This is a genomic window from Pseudomonas sp. RA_105y_Pfl2_P56 (assembly GCF_963970845.1).
Classification (GTDB): Bacteria; Pseudomonadota; Gammaproteobacteria; order Pseudomonadales; family Pseudomonadaceae; genus Aquipseudomonas; species Aquipseudomonas baetica_A.
The window spans coordinates 56,080-70,145 of record NZ_CAXAPL010000023.1 but is presented as its reverse complement, the minus strand read 5'-3'; the positions used below and the strand labels follow the sequence as shown (position 1 = coordinate 70,145).

The window sequence follows — 14,066 nt, the reverse complement described above, 5'->3', positions numbered from 1 at the left end:
TCAATTCAGAATTCTTGATTCGACCTGCACGGGTTTGTTGGCCCGCAGCATCAATCCCAGACCGACAAACAGCACCGGCACCACCATGGAGAAGTGCCGGGCGAAGGAACCGAAGTCCGGTTCGAACAGGCCCTGCACCAGCAAAAACGCCAGGGGTATCGCGATCAGCTCCTTGGGTTTGGTCTGGATCGGCGCACCTTTGTAGTCGGTCGAAGTGATGACTTTGAACAGCAGCAGCGCGGTCATGATCATCAATGCGACGAAGATCACCTGCCCCGGTCCGGACAACAGAATCAACTCCACCGGGAACGACAGCCGGAAGAAGATGATCATCGAGTCCAGCGCCTGCGAGACGAAGTCACCGCCACTGAGCCAGGACACGATCAACGATTTCGACCCCTCCTCGCCCGCCGTGCGCAACTCGTTGTTGCTGGCACGGATCGACGACACCGGAAACCCGAGCGCCACCTGAATGGCCATGGCGACGGCCAGGTAGAACAGGAACAGCATCAGGAAAAAAGTGAAGCGCGAGACGTACTTCTTCATCACGCAGACGCCGACCCAGGACAGCGAAAACAGAATCCAGTAGGGCCGGATCAGCACGCCGTAGATCACCGCCGACAGAAAAAACCCGCCACGGTATTTGCGCGTCAACGAGCTGAGCAAAATACTCAACACGGCCACCGACACGATGATTTCCTTGGTCAGGTTTTCCAGGAAAAACGAGCGAACGATGCCCCACAGACACAGGGTGCCGAAAATCGCCAGCGGCATGCGCCGGAACACCACCACCGGAATCGCCGTGAGGAAAAAATTGCAGAACATCCCGTAGGCCCAGGCGTTGGTCAGGTTGATCCCGGTGGGCCGCAGCAGGAACGCCGAACACTCGTAGGACGAACGATCCGGCGAGAACGGGTTCCAGAAATTGCAGTTGTCGGCACGGGCGTAGGACGACCACAACGTCATCGCATCCGGCCCCGGATCGCGGGGGATCAGCAGCGGCATGGCCACCGACAGAAACAACCCGGTGAACAAAATCAGGAACGAGATCGACGAATCGAGTTTCTTGCCACGAAACTCGATGCACGGCAGCTTCAGGCCCATGACAGCACGGCCTTTTTCGCCCGGGTCACACGGGTCAACACGGCAATGACGCCGAGCTGAACGATGACCGCAAAGACGTTGCCCCACGCGGCGCCGTAGATCGAATAGTGCTTGATCAGCACGTAGCTGACCGGCACCGAAATCAACAGGCAAATGGCTGCACTGAGCAGTGATACGCGGCTGTTCTTCGAAGCGATCAAACCACCCCAGACGATGTCGCCAATGGCGCGCAACGCAAAGGAAAAAATCAGTACGCCGAGGATCGCGTTGTCTGGACGCGGCACAGGGGTGGCGACGTAATCGAGCACCACGTTAAAGAACAGATAAATCGCCACCGCGACCGCCGCAGACACCAGCAGCGAGCGCATCACCCATTTGTTCACGAACAATTGCTTGACCGTGAACGGCTGTTGATCGGCCTGAAACCGCTTGGCCAGTACCGGAATGCCCACCACCGCCACCACCGCGTAAGACAGAGCCTGCAAGGTGTTGGCCGCCGACCACGCGTACACGTATTTACCGAGGCTGGCGTAGGGTTCCAGATCAATGATCAGAAAGCGTTCGGCGTACTGACTCAACGCGATCAATCCGGTGCCGAGATAAAACGGCAACCCGGCCTTCCACACGGTTGCCGTGGCTAGCGTGCCGCTCGTCCGGCCTTTGTGAACGTTCACCACTATCAGGTAACCGGCGACGATCACCAGCACGTTGGCGGCAACCCACAGCCACAACACACTGACAATCCCCGAGATCCAGCCGAGCATCATCCCGCCCACCGCCAAAACCGCCCACAGCCCGGTTTTGATGAAAAACAGCAGCGCGCCCGCCGTGGCTTTCTGCGCGGAAAACACGAAGGCGTTGAGTTCAAACGACAGATGTTCAGTGAGCAACACCAGCGTCACGCAGAGGATCAGCGCGCTCGTCGCCTCGACCTGCTGGAACAGTGAATAAACCCCCACGGTCACCAGCGACAACACCAACCCCACCGCCAGATACAGCAGCAAGACCTTGTCGACGACCCGGCGCGAACTGCCACCCACGCTGATCAACCGATTGATCTCGGAACTGAAACCGACGCTGTAGAACTTCGACGCGATCAACGAGGCCGCCATGACCACGCCGTAAAAACCCAACGCCTCGTAACCGAGGAAATGGGTGATGGCCAGCACCAGCAAAAACTTCGCGCCCAATGCTCCGCCGCGAAGCAGTAGCCGAAATATCATCGAACGACACCTTTGATGATGTCGTCCATGGCCACGGTTTTCGCCTCGATCTCGCGGCAGGTGTCGGTCAGGCGCTTGCCAAAATTCGCCAGTGCGTTCGGCGCGTAAACCGTGTCGAGGATGGTGTCGACATTGATGTCGCCACCGTTGATCACCCAGTCTTCCACGCCCATGTCCTGATAGGCGCCAAAGCCTTTGCGCTCGTAGCTGATGTGATACGCCGGAACGCCGCTGAGCAGCGATTCGATGGCGCCATGCAAACGCACGGAGATCACCAGATCCGGCTGATATTTGGCCAGCGTCGCCTTCAAGGGCAGCAGGTCTTCGGTAATGCCCAGTTCGCGATAAAACGCGCCGTCATCGTTGCCGCGAACGGCGCTCTGGACGGCGCAGACGACTTTGCTTTTGCCCTTCAACCGCTGCAGCAACAACTTCAGGTTGGCCACGTAGGCGATTTTCTTTTCCTTGCTCCACTGCGGCGGCTTGCGCAGCACCACGCAGACGGTTGCCGGCGACGACGCGCAACGGGTGAATTTCGGCTGCTGCAGGATTTTGCTGGCCAATGACTGCACCGCCAGATCCGGCGCGCGGTACACGTTTGCACAGGCGTCGAACATCGCCGAGGAGCGGTTGTCGCGCACGAACACCGCATCGGCGCTGGCGTAGTGCTCGACGATCTTGCGGCTCTCGCCATGGAAGGGCCCGATGCTTTGCGGCAGATAAATCGAAGGGACGTTACTGAGGATCGCGGTTTCCAGTTGCTTGGCGTGGCCCAGTTTCAACTTGATGTGCTCGAAGGCACTTTTGGAGCGCATGTAGCCACCGCCGACGCCGACAATCAGATCGGTTTTCTTCAGCAGGTCAGCAAGGCCTGCGTAAGACTGATTGAGGAACACCGCTTGCTTGACCCGCCCCAATCCCTTGGCCGCCATCACTGGCGCGTCAAAACGCGGGTGCGGCAGGTAGCTGAAGGACTCGGGATCGGAAGCCACGACACTGATCGCCGTGTCGTCGCCAAAGTTGCGCTGCACCAGGGCAATCGCCAGATCCACGAGCAGGCCGTCACCGGAGTTGGACGCACTGTAGCCATGCAAAATCGTTACGTTCATAAGCTGAGTTCTACTTAATAAGTGGGGGCGCAATACACGTCGTAGGTCTGGCGGATCATCAACGTGGCGCTGAAGCGCTCACGCACGATGTTGCGACCTTCGTTGCCGAGGTCGAGCAATCGGGGCTTCTGGATTTTCCCCAGCACATCGGCCAGGGCCTGGTGATCTCCGGTCGGAAAGACGTAACCGGACACCTCGTTGGTAACCAGTTCGGGCAGTGACGTGCAGTTACTGGCAATCACCGGCAAGCCCATGGCCATGCCTTCCAGCGGCACCATGGCAAACCCTTCCCAGCGACTGGGCACAATCAGCGCATCGGCTTTCTGGTAGAGCGCCTGAACTTCGCTGGGCGTGACCCAAGGCAGGTATTCAACGGCGTCCATCGGTGGGCATTCGACCGAATCTTCATTAACCGCACTGCCGACCACCGTCAGTTTCAAATCGCTGCGTTGCACCTTGGCGAAGGCCTTGAGTAATACGTCGAAGCCTTTTTGGTAGTCGAGACGGCCAACAAACAGCAGATGAATCGGCTCCGGACTATCGACTTTCGGTACTTCGTCGCGTTGATGAATGCCGTTGTAGATCAGCGTCATGCGCTTGCGCTCGATGCCAAATTTCGCGGCGCTATCCAGCTCGTACTGGCTCACGCAAATGATCACGTCGGTGACCTTCTGCAGCACGCGCTCAATCCACGCATAGGCCTTCTGCTTGATTGGCGAACTTTCCATCAGGAACGAAAAGGCGTGCGGGCAGTAAACGATTTTCGGCTTGCGCCATGGCCTCAATAGCACGCACACGCAACGGCCGATCACCCCGGAAAAAGTGCTGTGCAAATGCACCACGTCGGGTTTTTCCTTGAGCATCACCTGGGCCAGACGCCAGGCGAAACGCAGCAGCGACGACACATTGCGTCCGGTTCGGGCGAAGGTGCGAATCTGAGGCGCGGGAATGCCGTGCAATTCTTTTTCCTGATCCTGCGGGACCAGGTAAACCCGTTGGTAGTTCGCCGCGTCGCCTTCGGGCGATGCCGAGATCGTCCGAATGACGGTCGCGACGCCACCTTTGATCGTCTCTGCTACGTGCAGTATTTTCTTCACAACTCACCCACTTCAAACATGTAAGGACAACTCAGGATCTGTCGGACGCGTATTCGTAGTTGTAATAGCCGTAGCCGCCATTGCCGTAGTAACTGGCTGCGCGCTTCTCGACGCCGTTGAACACCGCGCCCTTCAACTCGATACCGTTCTGGGCAAAGCGGCGAATGGTCAACTCGATCTCTTTGGCCGGGTTCACGCCAAAGCGCGTGACGATCAGGCTGATGCCGGCTTCACGGCCGACAATCGCCGCGTCGGTCACGGCCAGTAGCGGCGGCGTATCGATGATCACCACGTCATACATCTCGCTGAGTTGCGCCAGCAGTTCGCGGAAGTTGACGTGCATCAACAGCTCGGAAGGATTGGGCGGCACCTGCCCGCGACTGATGAAGTGCAGGTTGTCGACTTCGATTTTATTGATCGCCTGCTCGATGCTGCAGCGCTTGACCAGCAGGTCCGACAGACCATTGCTGATCGGGGTATTGAGGGTTTTGTGCAAATGCCCTTTGCGCATGTCGGCATCGATCAGCACCACACGCTGACCGCTCTGGGCCATGACTGCGGCGAGGTTGGAGGAGACGAACGTCTTGCCGACTTGCGGGCTCGGCCCGGAAATCATGATGCGGTTGTTGGTCGAATCCAGCCCGGCGAAGTGCAGGCAGGTGCGCAGGCTGCGGATCGACTCGATGGACAGGTCCGTGGGGTTGCGCAGGGCCAACAGGTACGCCGGTTTATCGACGCCATCACGCGCGCGACCTTTCTTACCGTCCTCCTCCTGCTGCAGCGTGCTGTAAGGGATCGACGCGTACACCGGCAAACCGAGTTGTTCAATGGCTTCTGGCCCTTCCAGGCCGCGACTCAGCGACTTGCGCAGCAACACCAGCGCGACGCCGACAAAGGCGCCGAGGAAAGTGGCGATGAGCACAATCAGGGCTTTTTTCGGTTTGACCGGACTGGTCAGGTCGACGTCCGCCGTGTCGATCAAGCGCACGTTGCCTACCGCACCCGCGCGGACGATGTCCAGCTCCTGGGATTTGTTCAGCAGTTGCGTGTAGATCTGCGAGGCGACTTCAACATCGCGGGTCAGGTTCAACAACTCCTGCTGTGTGGCCGGCAGATCGCCGACTTTGCTCTCCAGCGACTTCTGTTGCTGGGTCAGTTCGGCGATCTGCGACATCAACGCACGGTAGGCCGGATGCTGTCGGGTGAACTTGCGATCCATCTCCGCCTGCTGCATTTTCAATTCGGAGATGCGCGTGTCCAGCGCAACGGTCTGGCCCAGTACCGATTGGGTTTCCAGGGAGATGTTCACCGTTTTGCCGCGGGTCTGATAGGCGTTGAGCGCATCACTGGCCTTGGCCAGATCGCGCTTGACCTGAGGCAGTTGGCTCTGCAGGAAGGCCAGGCTCTGCGCCGCTTCCGCCGAGGTGCGCTGCACGTTCTGCTGCACATACAGCGCCGCGATCTTGTTGAGGATTTTTACGGCCTCGGGCGCGTCGGAGCTGGCCAGGGCCAGACGAATAATCCCCGACTCCTTGCCTTGCTCGGAGATATCCAGCGCATCCTGATAACCCTGGATGGTCACGATTCGAGGGTTGCGCACCACTTCGAAGCGCGTGCCGGGGTTCGCCGAGAGTTGTGCGATCAGCCCTTCAACGCCCTCTTCAACGAAGGCTTCGCCAGCCACGCCTTGCGCCAGCAGGTTGTCGTTATCATCGAACAACTGGAAACGCTGCTGTTCGCCGGCGATCAGCGTGAGCTTCTTGCCCAGCAACGCGTTCGGCAGCGTGAGCCGAGCGATCTCCACGCGTTCACCGCCCCAGGCGTAGCTGTTCAGGCCAAAACGCGGTGGCGCCACGCTGAACGCCGTCTCGCCGCGATAACGGCGAGCGAGAAAAGCGCCAATCAGCGGGAAGGTCTTGGGGGTGACATCGATATCCAGACGCAGATCGTCGACGGTTTTGCCAATCACGGCGCGGGATTTGATGATGCCGATTTCGGTCACCGACGGCGATTGCCCACCGAGCATGCTGTTGAGATCGGCGAAACCGAGCATGTCGTTCTTTTTCGGCTCGACCTGAACCAGCGCGTTCGCCAGGTACACGGGCGTGGCCAGCACCGCATAGGCAACGCCGGTGACCATAAAGGCGCCGGTCAGTGCGCCAATCAACCATTTCTGGTCAATCAGACTGCCGAATATGCCGAGCAGATCAATACTGTCTTGATCATTGCTTCGGGTGCCGATTACTGACGGTAACTGCATAAGTCTGTTCTTACCATTCATTGATCTGAAGAATATTCATCAACGCGCGAGACGTTGTGCCCAAGAGCTGACAGCATCTTCAATCAATGCATGGGCATGAATAAAAGCGGCCTTGCCTTGACGGTACGGATCTTGTATTTCGCGCTCGCTCTGCCACTTACCGAGCAAAAACACTTTGCCTCTCGCATGAGAGGCCATGTTCAATACTTGTTTTACATGCTCTTTTTCCATCACCAGAATAAGGTCTGATTCATTAACGATGTCCGAGGTCAGTTGCCGCGCCTTGAAACCCTCGGCGCAATGCCCGTGGTCTTCCAGCACCTGACGGGCCGAGGCCTCTATGGATTCGCCAACCCGCGCGGCGAGGCCGGCGGAGGAAACCGTGATTGATGAGGGGGCCAGCGCGTTACGCAGCATGAGCTCTGCTGTCGGACTTCGGCATATATTGCCCACGCAGACGACAAGGATCTTTCTGAACAAGGTGTACTTTCCTGTGTAATATCAAACTGCCAACATCTAGAGCGGTTTAAATGAACCCGCTAGATCTTCCCGCACTCAGAAATAGATTCGCCCTGTTAATACAGCGTATTAAGTACCACAGCCCTAAAAGCGCCCCAACCAGAATTACCGGACCAAAAATAACTGTGATTTTCAGATAATGAATTACTGACAAAAAATAACACTCACGCACTTAGCGCTCTTGTTAGTTTCAAAACGAATGTCACGAGATCACTATTCGCTGTTGTCACTTCTCATTGGAGATCAGACATGAAATCCGCCCATCTCATACGATTCAGTGCCTCGGCGTTATTGGCGCTCAGTGCCGCCACTCACGTGCAGGCCAGTGATCTGTTTCCCAACCTTCCCGCCAGGACCATCGGTGTTCAGGTGAAGATCCAGAACTTTTCCGCCGACGACGCTGCACACATCAAAGCCGCAGGCTTCAGCTTTGTGCGTTTCGGTGTGTGGAGCGACAGTCTCAGCGCCAGGGCGTATCAGCAGCAGGTCAGCGATGCTTTTGCGGCGGCCGGTTCCGCTGGTTTGCCGGTCCTGTTGACCGTGCGCGCGATCAAACCGCTGACCGCGACGCCCGGCAACACCCGTCAACTGAAGGCCGCCGGCGATTCGTTTGCCAATGTGTTGGCGGGCCTGGAAAACGCCTACAGCGCGCAACTGGTCGCGACTGAAATCTGGAATGAACCGGACCTCGAAACCTACTGGCCGACGCGCCATTTCGACACAACATTTGTGCCGTTCATGAGCGCGGTGTGCAAATCCCTGCAAGGCAAACCCCAATCCACGCCACGGGTCGGTTACGGCTTCGCACGCGCGCCAACGGCGGGATCGGCTTCGACCGTTGCGCTAAACCGCATCGTCAGTGAGTACCCCAAATGCCTGAACGCCATTTCCTATCACCCCTACGGCATGACGGCGGCGCAGATCAGCAACGCGCAGGCCTTTATTCAACAGAACTTCCATTTGCCGGGCGTTATCAGTGAGTGGGGTATATCGGCACTCACCTCCAACGGTGGGAACGCCGGACAAGCCAGCAAAATCAGTGCGTTCATCACCGATGTAAAAAAGCTCAACATCCCGCTGACATCAATATACGAATGGAAGAACAGCGATTCGGGCAGCAACGATCGCGAGAAGAACTTCGGTTTTCTGACCTCGGGCGGTCAGCCGAAACCGGCGAAAACGGCCGCCGCAACGCTCTTGAATGCTCAGTAGGCGTGGCGTAACCGATCTGTGCACAGGTCGGTTGCTTTGAACCTGTGGGCGGTTTCGCTATCGAACTCATCGATACCGCGCCCTACCTTTCAAACAATCGTTTTCAGGTTGTTGCCGCAGGGACCGTCGATACACGCACCCGCCCTTGAGTGGCTGTCAGCGCTCGGGTAATGTCGTCAAACCCACAGGACAGAGCACACACATGACTTCCAAGCTGGAACAACTCAAACAAATCACCACCGTGGTTGCCGACACCGGCGACTTCGAAGCGATCGCCCGGGTTAAACCGGTCGATGCCACCACCAACCCATCCCTGCTGCTCAAAGCGGCAGCCATCCCCGCTTATGCCCAATTGCTGAATGCTTGCGTCAGCGACTGCAAGGGTGATGTCGGCCTGGCCAGCGACCGTTTCGGCGTCGCGGTGGGCCAGGAAATTCTCAAGGTTATCCCGGGCCGTATCTCCACCGAAGTGGATGCGCGCCTGTCGTTCGATCAGCAAGGTGTACTCAAGCGTGCGCATCGCTTGATCGAGTTGTATGACAAGGCTGGCATTGGCCGCGATCGCGTGCTGATCAAGATCGCCTCGACCTGGGAAGGTATCCGCGCTGCCGAGGTCCTCGAAAAGGAAGGCATCCAGACCAACCTGACGTTGCTGTTCTCCTTCGCTCAAGCGGCGGCATGTGCCGATGCCGGCGTGTTCCTGATCTCGCCGTTCGTAGGCCGCATCTACGACTGGTACAAGAAGGCCAACGGCAACGACTACACCGGCGCCGACGATCCGGGCGTGCAGTCCGTGACGCGCATCTACAACTACTACAAGGCCAATGACTACAAGACCGTGGTCATGGGTGCGAGCTTCCGCAACCTGAACCAGATTGAGCAACTGGCCGGTTGCGACCGTCTGACCATCAGCCCGGACCTGATCGACAAGCTGGCGGCGGACTCTGGCAAGCTTGAGCGCAAACTGGCGCCAGGCAATGCCGGTGAAGCACGTCTGAGCCTGAACGAAGCGCAATTTCGCTGGTTGTCCAATGAGGACGCGATGGCGACCGAAAAACTGGCCGAAGGTATTCGTCAGTTCGCTCGCGACCAGGAGAAGCTTGAGGCGCTGTTGCAAGCCAAACTGTGATTTGACTGAGTGAAATGCAAAAAGGGCGAACCCTAACAGGTTCGCCCTTTTTCATTGCACCAGCACTGGCAAATGTAACGTCAGATTTGACGCTTTCGCGAGCAAGCAAACTCCCGAAGGTCTTTTTTTGCTCGACACAGATCAAAAGTGGGAGCGGGCTTGCTCGCGAAGGGGCCTGGCCAGGCAACCTGATTTCAGAGGATCAATGGCGTTCGAGGGCATTCACCAGGTCATGGAAAGCTTCACGGTTGGAATCGTTCAGCCCCATGAGGATCTTGTGCGCTTCAAGCACCTTGATCCGCACCACCTCTTCCGACTGGTCCTGATCAGGCAGATCGTCCAGGCACTCCGGGCATGGCACCGGGTGATTGACGATGTTGAACACCTGCTCGAAGCCCATCGATTGCAGCAGTCGGGTGATGTCATCGTGGGTGGTGACGACGGTCGGCAGCAGGCCGACCTTCTGCCGCGACAGGATCGACAGTTTGGCCAACAGCCCCAACGTGGTGCTGTCGATGCTGCGGGTTTCGGTCAAATCGATCACGATCGCGTTGAAGTTCAGCGCGGTGAAGATTTTCTCAATAGTCGCATCCAACGCCGAACACAGGGTCAGGCGAACTTCACCGACGAACTTCAGGACGAAGGTGCCGTCCTGCTCGGCGAACTGGATTCTACCGGTACTCATTGAAGGTTCCTGCTCAACACCAACAGGGCGATATCATCCGGCATCTCCCCTAGCGTGGCCAATCCAAACACTTGCCGCAGACCATCCAGGCTGCCGCCCGCTGACTTCACCCGCTCGGGCAAAGCCGCTTCTTTTTCTTTGAGCGTAGGTTCTGGCAAAAGGTCCAGAATACCGTCAGACATCAGCGTCAGGCTGAACGTCGGCGGCAGCTCAAGTACGTGATCTTCGTAGGCGGCTTCATTGAAAAGGCCTACCGGCAGACCACGCCCTTCGAGGTAACGAACACTGTCAGGCGTGTACAACACAGGCAAAGGCAGATGGCCGCCAATGCTATAGGTCAACAAACCGGTCTCCTCGTCGATGACTCCACCGACCATTGTGACGTGTTTGCCCAGCTTACAACTGATCAGCCCCCGGTTGATATGACCAAGAACCTGCGAAGGCTTGAATTCCGGCAACGTGCCGTTGCGCTTGGACTCGAACAGCAGACGCGTGGTCATGAACTTCAGCAGCACCGTCACAAACGCTGAAGAGGCGCCATGACCTGATACATCTGCCAGGTAAAACGCGACCCGGCGCTCGTCGACACGGAAATAGTCGACAAAATCACCGGACAGGTACAGCGACGGAATGATCTGGTGAGCAAACCTGAGCTCGTCAATGCTCCACGGGCTTTCCGGCAGCATGTTCATCTGCACCTGGCGACCGGCGTTCTGGTCTTCCTGGAGCAGACTCAGGCTGGCCTCAAGCTCGCGATTGGCCTTTTCCAGCTTCTCGCGGTAGCGCTGATTTTCCAGCAGCAGACGCGCGCGATCCAGGGCCCGGCGCACGGAGTGCTCGAGCACGGCCAGATCTTCGAGAGGCTTGATCAGGTAATCCGCCGCACCGAGACGCAGGGCCTCGACAGCGTCGTTCATCACGCCGGCACCGGACACCACGATCACCGGTGTTTGCGGCGATAGCTCGGTGACCTGACGGATAAGTTCGAGACCACCCATCTGCGGCATGCGCAGATCGCAGATGACCAGGTCGGGCGTGTCTTGCTCGAATACCTGAAGACCCTGTTGGCCGTTACTGGCCTGCAGGACGCTGAAACCACTGTCTTCCAAATAGGCCGCGAGGCTCGCGCGCACTACTTCGTCATCATCGATTATCAGCAGCGTGGCACTGGTTTTTGGCATGTGGGCAAACGGCGCCAGAATTAGGTTGGCGTAGCGGGCGGGGCTACAGCCCTGCACTGACTACTGGATTCGCTTTCTAGCCTCTCTGCTGCATCGCTTTCGAGCGTTTGCTCTGCACGACGATTACACCAGAGGTGCCCTTCTAAGGCGCAGACGGTACTCCCATCCGCGGGGTGTTTCAAGCATGTGCCGATGGTCGCTTGACGACTTTACTTGTCAAATCACAGAGAGTTATAAGAACAGCTCAAACCGTAACCCAATGGAAGGACGAAGCCATGAGTCAAACCGGTCGGGACTACAGCGAAAAGCGCGATTTCATCCGTATGCGGGTCGATGCCGATGTCGTATTGATTCACGCAGGTGATCAGGTGTCAGCGGTATGCATCGACCTCTCCAGCAGCGGCATGCAGGTAGAGGCGCCTAGGCAATTTGCGGTCGGCGACCGATTGAGCGTGCGCATCGACTCCGAACATGCCGCGCTCAGCGGGCTTGAAGCCGAGACCGAAGTGGTCTGGGTCCGGGCACAGGATGGCGGCGGCCAAAAGCTCGGTTTGACTATTCTGCAGATGAAATAAGCGCAAACAAAAAAGGCGGCCCACAGGCCGCCCTCTTCATTTTATCGGTCGAGATTAAAAATCGTCGACGACCTTACCATCCTTCACCTTGAACTCGCGGTTCTGCAGGTAAGCGTTGCGAATGAAGGTGTACTTGTCGCCGCTGATCAGCTTCTCGCTCGACAGCAGGCTGGCACGGGTGTCGACGATGTTCAGGCCGAACACTGAATTACGCACCGGCACATCGTTGATGTAAGGGTAAGGACCGGTATAGCCGTCGACGTATTTAGCAGGAGCGTCACGCAGTGTGCTTGGGCCGAGCAGCGGCAGCATCACGTACGGGCCACTGCCAACCCCCCAGTAGCCGAGCGTCTGGCCAAAATCTTCGTCGCTGCGGTTCAGCCCCATCTTGGTCCCGACATCGAAGAAGCCGAGCAACCCGAACGTGGTGTTGAAGATCAGGCGCGCGGTATCAACGCCCGCCGCTGCCGGTTTGCCCTGCAGAATGTTGTTCGCCAGGTTGGTCACGTCACCCACGTTGCGGAACATGTTGTGGATGCCATCTTCCAGAAATTGCGGCGTCACGAACTCATACCCCTGCGCCAGAGGCTTCAGCGCGTAAGTATCGACGAAGTCGTTGAACTGGAAAATTGGACGGTTGACGCTTTCCCAAGGGTCTTCTTCCGTTGCAGCCTGAGTGGCGAACGGAGCCAGCAGCAGGCCGGCATATACACAAAGCTGAGCGAGCGGGTTGCTCCAGCGCATAGAAAAACTCCTTGGATTTATACTGGCGCGGGCTTCAAGGCCTAGGCGTTAAGAGCGCTAGTATAAGCGCAAAAGGTCTTTTGGGCAGTCTGCGAATGAAGCGACCTGTAGGACGATTCCTGCAACGGCTTTAACGCAGCTGTCATCCAACTGTCACCGGCAGGTCCTAGCCTTACCGCTATTTCAGGGACGTTGCCATGTCACATGCCGAAACTTTGCCCCTCAGCGCGCCCGGCCTGACCGCCGTGCTGTTCGGCCTCAGCGGATGTCTGGTGGATTTCGGTGCCCGTGCCCGCCGACAGGCGGCCATCCTGCCAGAGCACGCCGAGGCCACCCCTGGAGCAATCGATAGCCTGCACAGCTTGCAGCGCCAGCAGATACCATGCGCGTGGCTGGATGAGCTGTCCCCTGCCCTGGCGCAATCGCTGTCAGCCGCCTTACCGAACTGGATCAAACCCGCGCAACATCCAGCAACAATCAATCCATGGCCGGCGCCCAACGCTTGCTGGCAAGCGCTCATGGATTTGAATGTCCACAGTCTGGACGGATGCGTACTGGTCAGCGGCGAGCCACGACTGTTGCAAGCCGGCCTGAATGCCGGGTTATGGACAATCGGTCTCGCCTCCTGCGGCTCGTTGTGCGGCCTGGCGCCGGGGGAGTGGCAAGCCTTGAGCCAAAAAGAACGGGAGCAGTTGCGCGGCAAGGCGACCATGCAGTTATTCGGACTCGGCGTGCACTCGGTGATCGATCATTTGGGTGAGCTCCAAACCTGTCTGGCGGACATCAGCCTGCGTCGCCTCAAAGGCGAAAAGCCCTGATCGGGATCATGCAGGCTGGCCGAGAGTGGATTAATCTAAAGGCCAGCCATAGACCTTTGGCGCGCGGCCGCGGTCTATGCCAATGCCTCTCGATAAAAGGAAACCACCATGCCCGCCCGCGAACTGCAAGAACAACTCAATACCCTGCGCGAGCAACTGGAGCAGAATCCACCGCTGTCTGAAGATGAGCGCGCTAACCTGCACGACCTGATGCAACAGATCGAAGCGGAACTTGAACTCGAAACCAAAACCCAGGATTCCAACATCGCCGACGGCGTGACCCTGGCGGTTGAACGCTTTGAACTCAAACACCCCGGGATCGCTGGCACGCTGCGCAACATCGTTAATGCGTTGGGCAGCATGGGGATCTGACGCCCTAAACGCAAAAAGCCCTGCCAGCAATGGCAGGG

14 protein-coding genes are annotated in these 14,066 nt (G+C 57.9%); 5 read left to right on the top strand and 9 right to left on the bottom strand.

The features are described 5' to 3' along the window. The 6 genes from AACY11_RS16915 to AACY11_RS16890 are packed head-to-tail and all read right to left on the bottom strand — an operon-like array spanning window position 1 to window position 7,273. The gene (locus AACY11_RS16915) at window positions 1-1,104 is read right to left on the bottom strand and encodes a hypothetical protein (protein WP_339433357.1); all 1,104 of its coding nucleotides are present in this window, start codon (window positions 1,102-1,104) and stop codon (window positions 1-3) included. Continuing rightward, window positions 1,095-2,327, bottom strand: coding sequence for a polysaccharide biosynthesis C-terminal domain-containing protein (locus AACY11_RS16910; RefSeq protein ID WP_339495361.1), 1,233 nt, complete (start codon window positions 2,325-2,327; stop codon window positions 1,095-1,097). Before AACY11_RS16910 ends, AACY11_RS16915 begins: the two co-directional genes overlap by 10 nt. Continuing rightward, window positions 2,324-3,436, bottom strand: coding sequence for a polysaccharide pyruvyl transferase family protein (locus tag AACY11_RS16905; RefSeq protein ID WP_339433359.1), 1,113 nt, complete (start codon window positions 3,434-3,436; stop codon window positions 2,324-2,326). Before AACY11_RS16905 ends, AACY11_RS16910 begins: the two co-directional genes overlap by 4 nt. 14 nt (window positions 3,437-3,450) lie before the next feature. Next, window positions 3,451-4,533, bottom strand: coding sequence for a glycosyltransferase (locus tag AACY11_RS16900; protein WP_339466205.1), 1,083 nt, complete (start codon window positions 4,531-4,533; stop codon window positions 3,451-3,453). A gap of 31 nt (window positions 4,534-4,564) precedes the next feature. Beyond that, on the bottom strand, window positions 4,565-6,793 hold the full coding sequence (locus AACY11_RS16895; protein WP_339495359.1) for a polysaccharide biosynthesis tyrosine autokinase: 2,229 nt from the start codon (window positions 6,791-6,793) through the stop codon (window positions 4,565-4,567). A gap of 39 nt (window positions 6,794-6,832) precedes the next feature. Then, on the bottom strand, window positions 6,833-7,273 hold the full coding sequence (locus AACY11_RS16890; protein ID WP_339433362.1) for a low molecular weight protein-tyrosine-phosphatase: 441 nt from the start codon (window positions 7,271-7,273) through the stop codon (window positions 6,833-6,835). Between the two features lie 288 nt (window positions 7,274-7,561). On the opposite strand from AACY11_RS16890, the gene AACY11_RS16885 reads away from it, so the two are divergent. Next, window positions 7,562-8,524: a glycosyl hydrolase family 5 gene (locus AACY11_RS16885; RefSeq protein WP_339495357.1), complete on the top strand. Its 963-nt coding sequence runs from the start codon at window positions 7,562-7,564 to the stop codon at window positions 8,522-8,524. A gap of 202 nt (window positions 8,525-8,726) precedes the next feature. After that, window positions 8,727-9,653: a transaldolase gene (gene tal / locus AACY11_RS16880; protein WP_339433364.1), complete on the top strand. Its 927-nt coding sequence runs from the start codon at window positions 8,727-8,729 to the stop codon at window positions 9,651-9,653. A gap of 202 nt (window positions 9,654-9,855) precedes the next feature. Here the strand turns inward: tal and rssC are convergent, their stop codons facing one another. Next, window positions 9,856-10,338: an anti-sigma factor antagonist RssC gene (rssC, locus tag AACY11_RS16875; RefSeq protein ID WP_042560140.1), complete on the bottom strand. Its 483-nt coding sequence runs from the start codon at window positions 10,336-10,338 to the stop codon at window positions 9,856-9,858. Then, window positions 10,335-11,519, bottom strand: coding sequence for a two-component system response regulator RssB (rssB, locus tag AACY11_RS16870; RefSeq protein WP_221733203.1), 1,185 nt, complete (start codon window positions 11,517-11,519; stop codon window positions 10,335-10,337). Before rssB ends, rssC begins: the two co-directional genes overlap by 4 nt. Before the next feature lie 275 nt (window positions 11,520-11,794). Here rssB and AACY11_RS16865 point away from each other — a divergent pair, with 275 nt between their 5' ends. Next, the gene (locus AACY11_RS16865; RefSeq protein ID WP_221733204.1) at window positions 11,795-12,094 is read left to right on the top strand and encodes a PilZ domain-containing protein; all 300 of its coding nucleotides are present in this window, start codon (window positions 11,795-11,797) and stop codon (window positions 12,092-12,094) included. A gap of 54 nt (window positions 12,095-12,148) precedes the next feature. Here AACY11_RS16865 and AACY11_RS16860 read toward each other — a convergent pair whose 3' ends face one another. After that, window positions 12,149-12,838, bottom strand: coding sequence for an MlaA family lipoprotein (locus AACY11_RS16860; RefSeq protein WP_221733205.1), 690 nt, complete (start codon window positions 12,836-12,838; stop codon window positions 12,149-12,151). Between the two features lie 197 nt (window positions 12,839-13,035). Here AACY11_RS16860 and AACY11_RS16855 point away from each other — a divergent pair, with 197 nt between their 5' ends. After that, window positions 13,036-13,656 carry an HAD family phosphatase gene (locus tag AACY11_RS16855; RefSeq protein WP_339433366.1) on the top strand — a complete coding sequence of 207 codons (621 nt, stop codon included), beginning with the start codon at window positions 13,036-13,038 and terminating at the stop codon, window positions 13,654-13,656. Window positions 13,657-13,764: 108 nt separating this feature from the next. Continuing rightward, complete coding sequence (locus AACY11_RS16850) at window positions 13,765-14,028, top strand: DUF4404 family protein (protein ID WP_339495355.1); 264 nt, start codon at window positions 13,765-13,767, stop codon at window positions 14,026-14,028. Window positions 14,029-14,066: the final 38 nt, after the last annotated feature.